12 protein-coding genes are annotated in these 15,235 nt (G+C 49.3%); 9 read left to right on the top strand and 3 right to left on the bottom strand.

The window, feature by feature from the left end; translation table 11 throughout:
- Nucleotides 1–34 precede the first annotated feature (34 nt).
- The 9 genes from GK108_RS05935 (at nucleotide 35) to GK108_RS05895 (ending at nucleotide 9,167) form a co-directional block, all read left to right on the top strand.
- Complete coding sequence (locus GK108_RS05935; protein ID WP_163944363.1) at nucleotides 35–388, top strand: S-adenosylmethionine decarboxylase family protein; 354 nt, start codon at nucleotides 35–37, stop codon at nucleotides 386–388.
- Nucleotides 385–1,683 carry a DUF4178 domain-containing protein gene (locus tag GK108_RS05930; protein ID WP_163944360.1) on the top strand — a complete coding sequence of 433 codons (1,299 nt, stop codon included), beginning with the start codon at nucleotides 385–387 and terminating at the stop codon, nucleotides 1,681–1,683. The genes GK108_RS05935 and GK108_RS05930 overlap by 4 nt, the downstream gene beginning before the upstream one ends.
- Before the next feature lie 6 nt (nucleotides 1,684–1,689).
- Nucleotides 1,690–1,887, top strand: coding sequence for a hypothetical protein (locus tag GK108_RS05925; RefSeq protein ID WP_163944357.1), 198 nt, complete (start codon nucleotides 1,690–1,692; stop codon nucleotides 1,885–1,887).
- A gap of 11 nt (nucleotides 1,888–1,898) precedes the next feature.
- Nucleotides 1,899–2,105, top strand: a complete 207-nt coding sequence (locus tag GK108_RS05920) for a DUF350 domain-containing protein (protein ID WP_163944354.1) — start codon at nucleotides 1,899–1,901, stop codon at nucleotides 2,103–2,105.
- A complete protein-coding gene (locus GK108_RS05915) occupies nucleotides 2,098–3,645 on the top strand; it encodes a polyamine aminopropyltransferase (protein ID WP_163944351.1) in 1,548 nt (515 codons plus the stop codon). Before GK108_RS05920 ends, GK108_RS05915 begins: the two co-directional genes overlap by 8 nt.
- Nucleotides 3,635–5,269, top strand: coding sequence for an FAD-dependent oxidoreductase (locus tag GK108_RS05910; RefSeq protein WP_163944348.1), 1,635 nt, complete (start codon nucleotides 3,635–3,637; stop codon nucleotides 5,267–5,269). Before GK108_RS05915 ends, GK108_RS05910 begins: the two co-directional genes overlap by 11 nt.
- The gene (locus GK108_RS05905) at nucleotides 5,266–6,315 is read left to right on the top strand and encodes a hypothetical protein (RefSeq protein ID WP_163944345.1); all 1,050 of its coding nucleotides are present in this window, start codon (nucleotides 5,266–5,268) and stop codon (nucleotides 6,313–6,315) included. The genes GK108_RS05910 and GK108_RS05905 overlap by 4 nt, the downstream gene beginning before the upstream one ends.
- Nucleotides 6,312–7,016, top strand: a complete 705-nt coding sequence (locus GK108_RS05900) for a metallophosphoesterase (protein ID WP_163944342.1) — start codon at nucleotides 6,312–6,314, stop codon at nucleotides 7,014–7,016. Before GK108_RS05905 ends, GK108_RS05900 begins: the two co-directional genes overlap by 4 nt.
- Nucleotides 7,017–7,103: 87 nt before the next feature.
- Complete coding sequence (locus tag GK108_RS05895; RefSeq protein ID WP_163944339.1) at nucleotides 7,104–9,167, top strand: BatA domain-containing protein; 2,064 nt, start codon at nucleotides 7,104–7,106, stop codon at nucleotides 9,165–9,167.
- Between the two features lie 133 nt (nucleotides 9,168–9,300).
- Here the strand turns inward: GK108_RS05895 and nhaD are convergent, their stop codons facing one another.
- From nhaD to GK108_RS05880, 3 genes are all read right to left on the bottom strand, one after another.
- Entirely contained in the window at nucleotides 9,301–10,596 is a 1,296-nt protein-coding gene (gene nhaD / locus GK108_RS05890) for a sodium:proton antiporter NhaD (RefSeq protein WP_163944337.1), read from the bottom strand.
- A 228-nt stretch (nucleotides 10,597–10,824) separates the two neighbouring features.
- Nucleotides 10,825–11,955, bottom strand: coding sequence for an efflux RND transporter periplasmic adaptor subunit (locus GK108_RS05885; RefSeq protein WP_163944334.1), 1,131 nt, complete (start codon nucleotides 11,953–11,955; stop codon nucleotides 10,825–10,827).
- A 16-nt stretch (nucleotides 11,956–11,971) separates the two neighbouring features.
- Nucleotides 11,972–15,235 (bottom strand): efflux RND transporter permease subunit, encoded by a 3,264-nt coding sequence (locus GK108_RS05880; protein ID WP_163944331.1) that lies wholly within the window; start codon nucleotides 15,233–15,235, stop codon nucleotides 11,972–11,974.

The following is a 15,235-nucleotide window of genomic DNA, read 5'->3' as shown; positions in this document are numbered from 1 at the left end:
GTATATCTTTCAGTAGAGTTACTTAGCCTAAGCCATGACTGCTTATCGACCGGGCCTACACCTGCTATCCACCTTTCGGGCCAGCCCCAACTTCCTTACCGATGTTGTCAGTTGTCGAACCCTGTTCGACCAGCTTATCCATTCATTATCATTGACTAAGGTTGGCGAAGTCTACCATGATTTTCCGAATGGTGGTTATACCGCTGTTATCTGCCTCACTGAATCGCATGTTTCTATCCATACCTGGCCAGAATTCGAGATTGCCACCTTCGATGTTTTCCTGTCTAACAACTTACACGACAATACACCGAAGGCACGTCAGTTTTATGATGGTGTTCTTAGTCACTTTTCTGGTATCGAACTTTCCAAACAGGAAATCTCGCGATGATCGACGTAACTCATTCCGGCCCAACTTTTTCTTCGGATACGATACATTGTCCTGCTTGCCAGACACTGATTACCTATTACGACGTAGCAAACAGCTCCTATTATGGTTGTTCCGACTGCCATGCTTTTTTCCAGTATGAAAACGAAGGGCCTCCTCAGCTGATCAGACAATTCTCTCAAACAGAGTATGTAAGCAGCCTACCGATCGGGACTGACGGGTATTTACATGGACAATTTGTGCGGGTGGTGGGCTTCATGCATAAGAGAGAGCAAAACCCGCTTTACCAATGGGCAGAGTATATACTGCTCCAGCAGGATGGAAAAACAAGCCAGTTAGCCGAGTATAATGGACACTGGGTATGGATTACGCCCACGACCGATACGTATCGTCCGTATCATCACGCAGGTAACGTTTATTACGTGGATACGGCAGCCCGACAATATCGGTTGTATAATCGCTATCAACCCCAAGTTCTTGGGGCAGTTGGCGAATTCGACTGGAACATCATGGATGATGAGCACCTATCTGTTTCTGAGTATATCAATCCGCCCCACATGCTGGTCAGCGAAGAACGCAACAATCTATCGAGCTGGTACAAAGGTTCTCACCTCAGCCCGGCGGAGGTAGCTACTGCTTTTGGCTTATCGGAAGCGGTGTTGCCTGTACCAGAAGGAATAGGAGCCGTTCAGCCGGCCGATCCCAAAAACCGATTAAGTACGGTGCTGCCCTTCACGAGTATAGCGCTGGTGGCGCTCGTTGCCATCCAGATTATTTTCACCATTACGAAACCAGCGAAACAGGTATTCGATCAGTCGTTCAACGTAGTATCTGATTCAACCCACTCTTTCAAACCGATTGTTACGCCCACATTCGAGGTAGACGGACCGGCAGCCTTGGGTTTTAATTTCCGGGCATACATTGATAATGACTGGCTTGAGCTGCCAGTTACGCTCATTGAGGAACAGTCGGGACGCACGTATGACTTCACCAAAACGCTGGAGTATTATCACGGCTATGAAGGCGGTGAAAGCTGGTCGGAAGGTAGCCCAAGTGATGACGCTATTCTCTCCCGGATTCCGTCGGGCCGTTACCATTTGACTATTTATCCAGCCAACAATGCCGGTCAAAACATATCATTCAGTATAAGCGTCAAGCAAAATCCGATGCTTGGTGCTAACGTAGGCCTTATGCTGGTGTTATTTATGATTTATCCTGTTTTTCTTTATTGTCACAACCAATGGTATGAGAGCCGACGGTGGAGCAACAGCGATTTTGTCAATACCTCAACCGAATAGATCTGTATGCTCAAAGAAATTGCCAAAATAAAATACTACGTTGTTGCCGTTTTTTGTGCGCTGGGCCTCTTTACCTGGGCCAGCATTACGGGAACCCGCTTACTCGGCGACGACAAAGAAAGTGTTGAAGGTGCAAACGGCTATTATCGTTCAGGGCACGCAGGAAGTGGCCGCAGCGGCTATTCAAGATTCTATCACAAATAACCTAAACGCTCATGGAACTCAAATACATTACGGCTTCGATTCTTTATTCCTTACTCGGCATCTTTATTCTGGTTGTTTGTTTTGTCATCATTGAAAAACTGGCGCCTGAAAACCTCTGGAAAGAGATCGTTGATAAACAGAATGTGGCGTTGGCTATTCTGGCAGCCGCTTTTATGATAGCGGTTGCTATCATCATCAGTTCGGCTATTCATGGTTAGTACAAACGAACAACCAGCAACCAAAGAAGGCTTAACTTCGCTGCACTGGCTCCTGCTGATATCGGTATTTGTTATCGCGACCTGCGGACTAATTTATGAGCTGGTGGCCGGTACGTTGGCGAGCTATCTGCTGGGTGACTCAGTCATGCAGTTTTCGACTATCATCGGGGTGTATCTATTTTCAATGGGGATCGGCTCGTGGCTCTCCAAATACCTGGATGGAAACCTGCTGAAATGGTTCATACGTATCGAGATTCTGGTAGGAATCGTAGGCGGATGCAGTGCGCCACTCCTATTCGTTCTATTCGAATACGTAGCCTCGTTCCGACTGATCCTGTATACGCTGGTCGGGCTTACGGGTATTCTGGTTGGACTGGAAATTCCATTGCTCATGCGTATCCTGGAAAACCAGCTGACCTTTAAAGAACTGGTGTCCCGAGTTTTCACCTTCGATTACATTGGCGCGTTGCTGGCTTCCTTAATTTTCCCGCTGGTGCTAATCCCACATTTGGGATTGATTCGCACATCGCTATTTTTTGGCTTACTGAATATGGGCGTAGCGGTTTTTCTTTTGTATCGTTTTAACGAAACCCGGCCTTTTCGCGCTACCTTTTCTATTGTACTGACCGCTTCTATTGTTTTCTTGACGGCTGGCTTCGTATATGCCGAACAGATTATGACCTATGCCGAAGGCGTTACATTCCAGGATACCGTCATTTACAGCAAAAGCACGTCTTATCAGCGTATTGTACTAACCCGTAATAACCGGGAGTTACGGCTCTACCTAAACGGGAATCTGCAATTTAGTTCGGCCGACGAGTACCGGTATCACGAAGCCCTTGTTCATCCGGCCATGCAGGCTCGTCCGACAGCCAAACGAGTGCTGGTCCTGGGAGGTGGCGACGGCATGGCCGTTCGGGAGTTGTTGAAATATCCATCTATTCAGCACATTCAGTTGGTTGATCTCGACCCTGGCATGACGACCTTGTTTCAACAAAATCTCAAGCTCCTTCAGTTGAACCAACGATCGTTGCTATCGCCTAAAGTTCACGTACTAAACAGGGATGCGTTTACCTGGATACGACAGGATACGGCAAAGTATGATGTAGTTATCGTCGACTTTCCTGATCCGTCCAACTATTCGATCGGCAAGCTGTATAGCACCACCTTCTATGCCGAGCTGGAAAAGCGATTAACGCCCGATGGATTGGTTGTGGTTCAATCGACTTCCCCTTACGTAGCGCGCAAATCATTCTGGTGTATCCGAAATACGCTGACGGCCGTTGGTTTTCAAACCATTCCTTATCACGCCTACGTTCCTTCTTTTGGCGAATGGGGCTACGTCCTGGCTTTACGCAACCATCAGTGGCGGCCCAATGGCTCCCTCCCGGCCGGACTACGTTTTGTGAATACGCAGACAATTCGCGATATGCTTTACTTTCCTCCCGATATGGCGGAGGTTCCTGTGGAGGCCAACAAATTGAATAATCAGATCCTGGTACAGTCCTTTGAAGAAGAGTGGGCACCGTATGGACAATAAACCTGACTCATCTGAGCGCCGGGAATTTTTACGTCAGACCGGTTTGGGCACTGCTCTCTTATTAACGGGAATCTCCTCGCTATCGGCCTGTAAAGCGACTCGCAGTATGAGCCATATTCAGGGCGGTATGGTCGGCGCAAACTACCAGGCTGGACATCGACTTCGCTCCGTAGCCGAGTTAATGAAACTTCCTGTACAGGAAACGGTAACAACCGACGTATTGATCGTTGGTGGGGGTGTTGCAGGTCTGTCGGCACGGAGATGGCTGGCCCAACAGGGTGTTCGCGATGTACTCTTGTTGGAAATGGCGGCCCAGACGGGAGGCAACGCAGCCTATGGTCAGAATACCGTTTCGGCTTATCCGTTCGGGGCTCACTACCTGCCCATTCCCGATCTTCGTAATCAGGAATTGGTTCGTTTTCTGAAGGACATTAACGCTATTACAGGCTTTACGTATGACGGGCTTCCACTTTATAATGACTACTATCTTTGTCACGATCCCGAAGAAAGACTTTATATCAACGGTTTCTGGCAGGAAGGTCTTGTACCCGAAACGGGTGTACCGGAAGACGACAAAAAGCAGATCAAAGCCTTTTTTGCGCTGGTCGACCAGTACAAACAAGCCAAGGGTAGTGATGGACTAGATGCCTTCATGATTCCGCTGGATCGCTCATCGGCAGATAGCCAGTTTCGCGATCTGGATAAAATCGCATTTACTCAGTTTCTGAACAACCATAAGTTCACTTCCCCTTATTTGCGCTGGTATCTGAATTATTGTTGCCGCGATGATTACGGTGCTACGCTCGATACCACCTCAGCCTGGGCCGGTATCCATTACTTTGCATCGCGGAAAGGCAGGGCGGCCAACGCTAAAGATAGCGACATATTGACCTGGCCAGAAGGCAATGGGTTTCTCACAGATAAACTTCGGGGGCAGAGCCACAGCCCCATTCGGCAGAATATACTGGTGTATGAACTGCGGCCCAATAACCAGGGCGTTCTGGTCCATGCCTGCGATGTAGTCAGCAACCAGACAATAGTGATACAGGCCCGTAAAGTAATCGTAGCCACCCCACAATTCATTACCAGACATTTATTACCTGAACGTCCTCAGGGAAGCGGTTTCCGGTATGCACCGTGGGTGGTGGCTAACCTCACCATTTCGGGGTTGCCACAAGGTCGGGGATTGCCACTCTGCTGGGACAATGTACTGTACAATACGTCCTCAGTTGGGTATATCACGGCTAATCACCAGGATTTGCGCGATAGTTTGACCAAAGTCGTTACGTATTACAAGCCGTTAACCGATCAGGACCCGGATACGGCCCGGCGAATGGCCTACAATACGTCTTACGAAGAGTGGTTAACCCAAGTACTGGACGAGTTGGAAATTGCGCATCCGAGTCTTAGGGACTACGTATCACAGGCTGATATCTGGGTATGGGGGCACGGTATGATTGCGCCCTCACCCGGTTTCATCTGGGGTAGCGAACGTCAACTTGCTCAACAACCCATCGATAACAACCTGTTTTTCGCTCATTCCGATTTAAGTGGCATTTCTATCTTTGAAGAAGCCTTCGATCAGGGAATTCGGGCCGCAAGTCAAGTCGTCAGTACGTTATGAAACAGCCCTGGATCAAAAATGCTTCGTTCGATGGGCTATACGTGCTGGCTCCGCCCTTTCTGGCACTGCTAGTCGTTTATCTGCTTCCCGACCGGTTCAAAACTACGGACGAAATGCCGGTTGCGGGCTGGGTCATACTAGTCTTGCTGGTTGATGTTGCACATGTGTACAGCACCCTGTTTCGCACCTATTTCAACAAATCCCGTTTTCAGCAACAACGATCCCTGTTCATACTGGTTCCGATTGCCTGTTACGTAGTTGGCGTACTAGTTCATTACACCAGTGGATTGTGGTTCTGGCGTGGTCTGGCTTATCTGGCTGTTTTTCACTTCGTTCGACAACAATACGGGTTGATGCGTATCTATAGCCGTTCCGAAAGCGTACCCAGTTGGTCGAAGTGGCTCGATACGGTTGTTATCTACGTAGCAACGGTCTACCCTATCCTCTGGTGGCATTTGACGCCAGACAGAAACTTCAATTGGTTTGTTGACGGCGATTTTGTTCAGCGGGAATCAGTAACGCTCAAGGCTGCATGTACAACCCTGTATGTGTTATTCCTGATTCTTTACTTCGCCAAAGAGATATGGTTATATAGCCGTTCCCGCTGGATTAATTGGCCACGAAATCTGCTTATCATCGGAACGCTGGTGTCCTGGTATTTTGGCATTATTCAGTTTAATGGCGATCTGGCTTTCACCATGCTCAATGTCCTATCACATGGCGTTCCCTACCTGGCGCTTATCTGGATACATGACCGGCCCAGAAAGCCACTTATCAATCGCGTCGCATTTCTACATAACGGGTTATCTGTACGCCAAAGCTGGATCATTTTCTTCGGTTTGGTGAGTATTCTGGCGTATCTTGAAGAGGGTTTGTGGGATGGTCTGGTCTGGCGCGATCATGCAACGGTTTTCGGTTTGTTCATGTCATTACCAAAAGTAACTGACAATCAAGCATTGGCGTTGCTTGTACCCTTGCTGGCTCTCCCTCAAATGACACATTATGTACTGGATGGATTCATCTGGCGACGAATACGCAACGTATGAAATTTCTTGCTATCGGCGATATACATGGCCGAACCGTATGGAAAGAAGCGGATATACACGCTTACGACCGAGTTATTTTTCTTGGTGACTACGTAGACAGTCCCATTTTTGACGACGACGGTATCTACAACAACCTGAATGACCTTATAAACGTAAAACAGCAACAACCCGATAAAATAACACTCCTGATTGGTAATCATGACGCACACTATTTGCACTATCCTCATTACCGATGCTCTGGCTTTCGGGCGTGGGCCCAACCCGGACTAAGTGCCCTCTTCGATAAACACCGTACCCTGTTTCAGGTCGCTTACCAGCATGGATCGTATATATTGACTCATGCGGGTATCACCAACAAATGGCTGGCACGGTTATTGGCTAAAATTGGGCATGTTGGCGATACGTTTACGCCCGGTTATAATCTGGCAGAACTGATCAATTATATCCACCAGCAATCTGTAGCCACGCAAAGCGTTTTATTTGACGTTGGGCCAAAGCGAGGTGGTCATCATCCGTTTGGCGGGCCCGTCTGGGCCGACCGATCAGAAACAAGCGCTGACTATTTGACTGGCTACCACCAAATTGTAGGTCATACACCGACAGATACATTCAGGACGATCGGGAATGAGCTCGGTTCCATAACGTACGTAGACATTTTGCAAACCAGAACAGCATTTTATGAATTCGTAATCCCTGATTAAATTAAGTCGTAGAAACCAAAGATGCGCGTTAGGTCGTTACTAGTAAGACCTATATACTCAGCCCTAAATTTTGTCGAGACACTCTGAATGAATTTCCTATATCCGTCCTTTCTCTTTGGCCTATTGGCTGTAACCGTTCCGATTGCCATTCATCTTTTCAACTTTCGCCGAACACGTCGGGTCTTTTTCACCAATGTGGCTCTGCTACGTACTGTTCAGACCGAAACAAAATCGTTCCGACGGCTGAAACACTGGCTTATTCTGGCCGCCCGGTGTCTGTTCCTGATCTTTCTGGTTCTGGCCTTTGCCCAGCCCTTTATTCCGAGTAAAAACAAACTAGGACTTACCCGACAGGGCGTAACGAGTATCTATCTCGACAACTCGTTCAGTATGCAGAATGAACTGAATACCAAGCGCTACCTCGACATAGCGACTGGTAAACTCGACGAGCTGCTGACACTCTTTCGAAACGCTACGTCCTTACAACTGCTGACAAATGATTTCTCGGCGGCCGAACAGCAAACCGGCTCAACGGAATCGATACGAGACCGGGTGACTTCGGTACGGTTTGCTCATACGCCCAGAACCCTCGAAGCGGTCTACAAACGGCAGCGGAATCTGCTCTCAAGCTTAAATCAGCAAGGGCGAAATCAGCTGTTCTGGATTTCTGACTTCCAGAAAAGTACCGTCGGCGATTTATCCCGGCTGGCCATCGACACAACAGACCGGCTCTTCGTTGTCCCTCTAGACGCACAGTCGACCAAAAATGTATATGTCGATTCTGTGTGGCTCAGTACGCCTTTCATCCGGGAAATGCAGAATAACAGCCTGAATGTCAAGCTAAACAACGGCGGTCGTGAAAACGTAAAAAACCTGGCGGTACGTCTTTATCTGGACGACACCCAAACCTCAACGGCATCTGCCACGATTGCACCTGATGGCTCAGCAACGGTATCCCTCAACTTCAACGTAACCAAGAAAGGGTATCACCGGGGCCGAATCGTATTTGAAGACTTTCCTATTACGTTCGACAATCAATATTTTTTCGTACTGGAAGCCTCCCCTTCTGTTCGGGTATTGCACCTGTTTGAGCAACGATCTTCTGATTACATCGACGCTGTGTATTCGAACGATAGCCTGTTTGTTCGGAAAAGCTTCAATGCCCAGAACTTCGACGTAGGTCAGCTGAAAGGAACCGATTTGGTCGTGCTGGAAGGAGTCTCTCAGATTAATGGTACGCTACGTACTGAACTAGAGCGGTTCGTTCGTCAGGGCGGTAGTCTTACGGTTATCCCACCTTCCAATCCCGACATGACCACCTATGCCCCGTTTTTGAGTGCTCTGGGCGTCAGTACCATTCAGAGTCAGGCATCGGGAACAACACCGTCTCCCCTGCCGGTTGCCGACCCAGACCGTCGAAATCCGTTTTTCTCGGATGTATTCCAGGCCAGCTACCAATCCGAGCCACTCAATATGCCCAGTGCCGCGCCCGTCTGGCGATGGAACGCGGGGCAGCGCTTGCTTGGGCTACGCGATGGCAGTCCACTACTGACTCAGTCTAAAGCGGGCCAGGGCACTATTTATCTGCTGGCGAATCCGCTCAGTAATGCATATGGCAATCTGGCTGAACACGCTCTTTTTGTACCTGTTATGTACAAGATGGCGGCCCTCAGCGTCAGAGCCCAGCGGACAGCCTATTCGTTCGACGACGCCCTGATTACTATTCCAGTTGCTAACCCTTCGGAGCGGTCGGTCTATAAACTGAAACATGACAAGCTGGACATCATTCCAGTTCAACGCATTGTGGGTAATCAGCTATTGCTCGAAATGCCTAAAAGCAACGAGCTGTCAGCAGGTCAGGAAGTAGAAGCCGGTTATTATGAACTTCAGCTCGACGGCAAAACCGAGCGATTGCTGGCTTTCAATCACGGCAACGAAGAATCGGCTATGGATTTTTACTCGGCCGACGAACTTCGCCGGGCCTTTGCCAACCAGCCTAATGTAGAAGTATTCGACAGTATTCAGGACGGCGATTTTGTGCAGGTGCTTGAACAGGAAAATCTGGGACGTAGCCTATGGAAATATTTCCTGCTGGCGGCTCTAGCCTGCCTGCTGGTCGAGATCGGCCTGGTCCGTTTCATGAAAGGCTAGTTCAGTTTTTGTACATTTAAAAAGCGCTACGTCGAATTTTGACGTAGCGCTTTTTAGTTGCAGTGATCTAGTTGGCGATTCAACACATCAAACATCTATCCCAAACAGCAGATCGATTCCAATCAGCATTTCCCTAATGAGTTAGTGTATAGACACCCAGATAGGTAAGCGCACCTGCTAGATAACCTAACAAGGCTAACCCACTGATCCGGCGCAGATACCACCCAAACTCCAGCCGTTCCATGCCCATAACCGCAACGCCTGCCGCTGAACCGATCACTAATAAGCTGCCGCCGGTGCCGGCACAGTAGGCCAGGAACTCCCATAATTTATGATCGGGAGGATACGAAGCCAGGTCATACATCCCCATCGCAGCGGCCACAATGGGCACATTATCGACAATCGCCGAAGCAATACCAATGATACCAACAATCACATCCAGGTTACCTACCGATTTATCAAGAGAAGTGGCTACTTCTTCCAGAATACCAACCGATTCCAGGGTACCAACAGCCAATAGAATACCCAGAAAAAACAAAATACTGGGCACATCTATTTTGCTCAGCGCATGGGCTACGGAAAAGCGTTGCCGGTCTTCCTCGTCTTTATTGGCATGAATTAATTCAGAAACGACCCATACCGCTCCTAAAGCTAACAACATGGCCATATAGGGCGGCAAGTGAGTAATTGTTTTAAAAATAGGCACCATAACAATTGCAGACAAACCGGCAGAAAACATGACGCGTCGATCACGCCGGGCTACAGGATCAACATAGGGTCGGCTTGGATACTTATTTCCTTTGGCATCCTGTTGTACACCTTCGGGCTTCAGGGTGAAACTCACATACAGTAGCGGCACCAGTAAACAGACTACACTGGGTAAGAAGAGTTGACTGATAATATTAACGGTTGTCACTTGTCCGCCAATCCAAAGCATAGTGGTTGTTACGTCGCCAATCGGTGACCAGGCCCCTCCGGCATTAGCAGCAATGATAATCATACCAGCAATCAACTTTCGCTGCTCAGCCTGCCGTACCAAATTTCGGGTGACCGAGACCATTACCAGAGCGGAAGCCAGATTATCCAACAGAGCCGACAGAATGAACGTCAAACTGCAAATGAGCCACAACAGAACACGTGGATTGCGGGTAGCAATACGGTCGGTTATGATGGTGAAGCCCCCATGAATGTCAATTAACTCAACAATGGTCATGGCTCCCAGCAAAAAGAAGAGGATTTGAGCAATCTCAGCCAGATGATGGCTCAATTCTTCCAAAACCGGTTCAGGCGATGGCATGGCCAGACTGTATACGGTCCAGCAAATGACACCAGTAATGAGAGCCGTTGCGGTTTTATTGATATGAATTGAATGCTCTACAGTAATGAGGGTATAACCGAGCAAAAATAGGACAACCAGTGTGGTAATCATGCCAAATAGCGCAGATCAGAATGGGAGAAATTGAATCCCTGAGACCGATCAAAATTTTCTAAAGCTGTAAAACATGCAAGTTGGTAAATTAGGATTAGAAGCGCCTTTGAGAAAACTTAGAAATAAATTAGAATACAGCCAGGCTACATGTCAACTGGGGCATCGGGGCAGTTCATTTGTTGTGAGTAACGGAAGGTTACCCCCTAATAACAGGGTACAGTTAGTGAATTAATTAACCAATTGTGTTTTCACCGTTGCGCCATCGTCAATGTCTTCGCTGGCCGTTTTCAGGATGATGTCACCCGGCTTTAGGTCACCGAATATCTGTGTCTGGCCAACGGCTTCATCCCCTTTCTGGACCGTCGTGCGAACGGCTTTCCCATTGTCAATTTTCAAAACAAAGGTGCGATCCATGGTGCTGATCACGGCCGACTTTGGTACGTATACACTCCCTTCGCCGGATGCCGAAACGGGCAATTGAGCCGATGCAAACATACCGGGCTTTAGCCGACCTCCTTTGTTTTCGAAATCGATTTCCACCAATTCTGATCGCGTTTCAGGGCGCACACTGTTGGCAATTCGGTTAATATGCCCCGCGAATGTCTGATTCGGAAAACTACGAACCGAAAATTTAACCGTGCCCCCCCGGCGTATATCGCCCAGGTACGCTTCTGGAACGGCTATCCGCAGACGTAACCGATCAAGTTGTTTGATTTTTAAGATAGGCACGCCGTTTTGTCCTCCCGGCCCCACAAACGCGCCGGGCGACAGACGACGATCGGTAATCACCCCCGCAAACGGAGCCGTAATTTTCAGATAGCTAACTAACTGCTGAACCGAACTATAGTGCGCATTGGCGGCCACCACGGCCAGACTATCCGAGATTGCTTTGGTACGTGACGTTTCCAAATCAACCGGCGAAATTGCCCCCGCCGTCCGACTGGTACGTAATACCCGCAAGAAGGTGGCTTTACTAGCTCCGAAAACCGCTTCGGCAGCCTTCACCTTCGAGTAGGCTTCGGTTAGGTTGGCCGTTAGTTCGGGGGCCTCCAACTCGACCAGCACCTGTCCCTTCCGAACCTGATCACCAATATCGACGTGCAGCGCTTTTACGTAGCTGCTTACCCGAGGATACAGATCGGTTTCGTAATAACTTTCCAGTTCTCCGGGCAGATTCAGCGATGACACAGGGCGTGACGCCGTCACACGAATCGTTTCGTACCGAATTTCTTCGTTAATGGGTTCTTCGTTCATCGCACTTTTCTCCGACGAAGCGTGATCAGAACAACTCGCTAAAAACCCTACGCTGGTCAGCAAAACCATACGTATCGTAAAGGATAAAAAAGAATAGGAGCGCATAGACTAGACCTATGGATTAATGGTTAACAGCGATTTCAGTAGATTCCGTGGTAAACGATGGTACGCCGTCATACACCGTACTGGTTGGATCATCAGGGTCAAGCGAGGGCGAGTCGAAATCAGTTTTTCGCTGAACGGAAGCGAATACAACGGGCAAAATCAACAGAGCCGCTACGGTCGAAAACAATAGACCGCCAATAACGGCCCGGCCCAGCGGAGCTGTTTGTTCACCGGATTCACCTAAACCGCTTGCCATGGGAATCATGCCAGCAATCATGGCCAGAGCCGTCATTAAAATAGGGCGTAACCGAGCCGCGCCAGCCACACGGGCGGCCGCATGCGCATCGCGATACTGCAGACGTAGCGTTTCAGCATTCGTGACCAGTAATAACGCGTTGGCAACCGATACTCCCACCGACATAATAATACCCATGTAGGATTGTAGATTCAGTGTCTGTCCTGTGATCAGGAGCAGCGTTAACGAACCCGCCAGTACCGCCGGTATGCTGACTAATACAACGCTGGCCACTTTGAACGACTGGTAATTGGCGGCCAGCAGCAGGAAGATAACTACAATGGCGAGTCCCAGGCCAACCTGAAGGCTGCTTAGTGTTTCCTGAAGCAACTGAGCCAAACCGCGTAATTCAACCACCGAACCCTTTGGAGGATCTCCGGCTGCATCGATAGCTTTCTGCACATCGCGGGTAGCCGTTCCTAAATCATTCTGGTTAATATTGGCCGATACAGTAATGATCCGTCGAGGTCCGATCCGGTCAAACTGCCCCGGTACGGTCGTCGGCGCAATGGTCGCTACGTCGCCCAGGGTTGGACGTAGCTGGCCTTTTACTAATGGAATAGCCTGTACATCCGCTACCGACTTCATCTGATCCTGCCGTAACTGAATCTGGACCTGGTAAGCAAACCCTTTCGACTGATCGAGCCAAAGATTCTTGGCTGTAAACCGGCTCGACGACGTAGCGGCTACCAGCGATTTAGCGATTTCATCGGTACTCAACCCCAACTGCGCGGCCCGTTCCCGATCAACCTGAATGGTAACGGTAGGATAGCTAAGCGGCTGATTGATTCGTATATCGCGCAGATAATGAATTTCCCGCAACCGCGTTATGAGCCGATTGGCATAATGCTGACCTTCCTGAAGATCCTTGCCACCCACCAGAATCTCGATAGGTGTCTGAGCACCCTGACTCATGATTTTGTCGGTCAGGTCGATCGGTTCGAACGACAATCGAACATTAGGCATTTTCTGACGAACACGATGACGAATCTGCTCTTTCAGGTTATCCAGCGATTCGACTTCGTAATCAGACGATAAATTAACCTGCAAGACGGCCTCGTGGGGACCCGCATTGAAGACGTAGAGCGCGCTGGTACCGTAGCTGGAAGGCGTCATGCCCACGAAAGCGGAGGAAATCGACACATTCTTCGTACCAACAATATCCCCAATCTGCTTGATGACCCGTTTGGTGAGTTCTTCTGTGCGTTCAATCCGAAGTCCCTGCGGCCCAATAATCCTAACCTGAAACTGACGGGCGTGATTCTGACGGGGCATCATGTCTTGTCCAATCTGCATGAATCCCACGCCAATCAATACCGCACAAAGTAGTACGTAGATACCAACAACCAGCGTGCGTCGCGCCATCAGGCTATCCAGCAAACGCAGATAACCTAGCTTGAATCGCTCGAAACCGGTCACTTTTTCAGGATGTTTCTCTTCATAATGTTCCATCTGTTGCTCCGACTTGTGATCTAAATCGGGCAGAATGCTATTATCATGAGGAGAAGCATGTACATGGTTTTTCAACCACCAGTTGGCAACAACCGGAACAAAGGTCTGCGATAAAATATAGGAGACTATAATGGAAAACCCAACCGACAACGAGAGCGGCAGGAACATTCCCCGTGGTACGCCGTTCATCATGAAAGCGGGTGCAAATACCGCCAGAATACACAACGTAATCAGCAGCAACGGAAACGACATTTCCTGACAGGCGGCCAGAATAGCACGTGCCTTGGGCTTACCCATCTCCAGATGCTGGTGAATATTCTCAATCACTACAGTAGCCTGGTCGACCAGAATCCCGATGGCCAGCGCCAGCCCCGACAAAGTCATGATATTGATCGTCTGCCCTGCCAGATTCAGCAATAGTATAGCCGATAAAATTGATACGGGTATCGTCAGGATAACAATCAGCGAACTTCGCCAGTCGCCCAGGAACAGAAGCACCATCAATCCCGTCAGAATAGCCCCCAGGCCACCTTCAACAGCCAGGCTATGCACCGCCTGCGTTACGTAGATAGACTGATCAAACTCGTAGGTAAGCTGAACATCGTCGGGCAACAGGGCCTTCATTTCCGGCAGTTTAGCCTTCAGCGCGTTTACTACGCTCATCGTGGAAGCATCTGCACTCTTTGTCACCGGGATATATACCGACCGTTTGCCATTCACCAGGGCATAGCCTACCGTTATATCCGTTCCATCTTCCACCGTGGCTACGTCCCGCAGGAAAACGGTTGGCCCTACCCCTTTACGTAGCGGAACGTTCATAAATTCGTCGACCTTGTTCAGCACCGTGTTACTGGGCGTCATTACCGTATAGTCGCCCATCTGAACACTCCCCGCCGGTGAAATCTGGTTGTTTTTAACCACCGCCTGCACAATCTCGTCGGGTGTCAACTCATAGCTCCGCATCCGCTCCGGGTCAACTTTAACGACAACCGTCCGCTCGTTCCCGCCAAACGGTGGCGGAGCCGATGCGCCCGGAATCTGGGAAAACAAGGGTCGAATACGGGTCGATGCCAGGTCCTGCATTTCGCCCAACGATGCGCGACGGCTGCTGAAAACCAACTGTCCGACGGGCAAACTCGACGCATCGAACCGAACAACCGTTGGCGGTACAGTGCCGGGTGGCAGGTAATTCATGACCCGGCTGACCTGATTGGCCACCTCGCCCGACACCTGTGCCATGTTCACATCTTCGTAAAACGTACATTTAACCAGACAAAGACCCTGAATATTCTTTACCTCAACACCCTTGATACCAGACACATACAGCAGTTGATTCTGATAACGGGTAGCAATAAAGCCCTCCATCTGGGCGGGCGTCATACCGCCATACGGCTGAGCAATATAAATCGTGGGCAGGTTAAGCCGGGGGAAAATATCGACCGGAATTTGTTGCAGAGCCAGGAACGAAAATAAGACGATACCCGCCAATGCGACAATTACGGTGATGGGCTTGGCTAAAGCAGCTTTTATCAT

Source organism: Spirosoma terrae, from assembly GCF_010435915.1.
In the GTDB taxonomy this organism is placed as follows: Bacteria; Bacteroidota; Bacteroidia; order Cytophagales; family Spirosomataceae; genus Spirosoma; species Spirosoma terrae.
The sequence above is the reverse complement of the archived record's forward strand: the minus strand, read 5'-3'. Positions and strand labels throughout refer to the sequence as shown.

Excerpts from the sequence above, each read along its gene's own strand:
- GK108_RS05935 (WP_163944363.1), top strand. The coding sequence starts at position 35 with ATGACTGCTTATCGACCGGGCCTACACCTGCTATCCACCTTTCGGGCC.
- GK108_RS05930 (WP_163944360.1), top strand. The coding sequence starts at position 385 with ATGATCGACGTAACTCATTCCGGCCCAACTTTTTCTTCGGATACGATA.
- GK108_RS05925 (WP_163944357.1), top strand. The coding sequence starts at position 1,690 with ATGCTCAAAGAAATTGCCAAAATAAAATACTACGTTGTTGCCGTTTTT.
- GK108_RS05920 (WP_163944354.1), top strand. The coding sequence starts at position 1,899 with ATGGAACTCAAATACATTACGGCTTCGATTCTTTATTCCTTACTCGGC.
- GK108_RS05915 (WP_163944351.1), top strand. The coding sequence starts at position 2,098 with ATGGTTAGTACAAACGAACAACCAGCAACCAAAGAAGGCTTAACTTCG.
- GK108_RS05910 (WP_163944348.1), top strand. The coding sequence starts at position 3,635 with ATGGACAATAAACCTGACTCATCTGAGCGCCGGGAATTTTTACGTCAG.
- GK108_RS05905 (WP_163944345.1), top strand. The coding sequence starts at position 5,266 with ATGAAACAGCCCTGGATCAAAAATGCTTCGTTCGATGGGCTATACGTG.
- GK108_RS05900 (WP_163944342.1), top strand. The coding sequence starts at position 6,312 with ATGAAATTTCTTGCTATCGGCGATATACATGGCCGAACCGTATGGAAA.
- GK108_RS05895 (WP_163944339.1), top strand. The coding sequence starts at position 7,104 with ATGAATTTCCTATATCCGTCCTTTCTCTTTGGCCTATTGGCTGTAACC.
- nhaD (WP_163944337.1), bottom strand. The coding sequence starts at position 10,596 with ATGATTACCACACTGGTTGTCCTATTTTTGCTCGGTTATACCCTCATT.
- GK108_RS05885 (WP_163944334.1), bottom strand. The coding sequence starts at position 11,955 with ATGCGCTCCTATTCTTTTTTATCCTTTACGATACGTATGGTTTTGCTG.
- GK108_RS05880 (WP_163944331.1), bottom strand. The coding sequence starts at position 15,235 with ATGATAAAAGCTGCTTTAGCCAAGCCCATCACCGTAATTGTCGCATTG.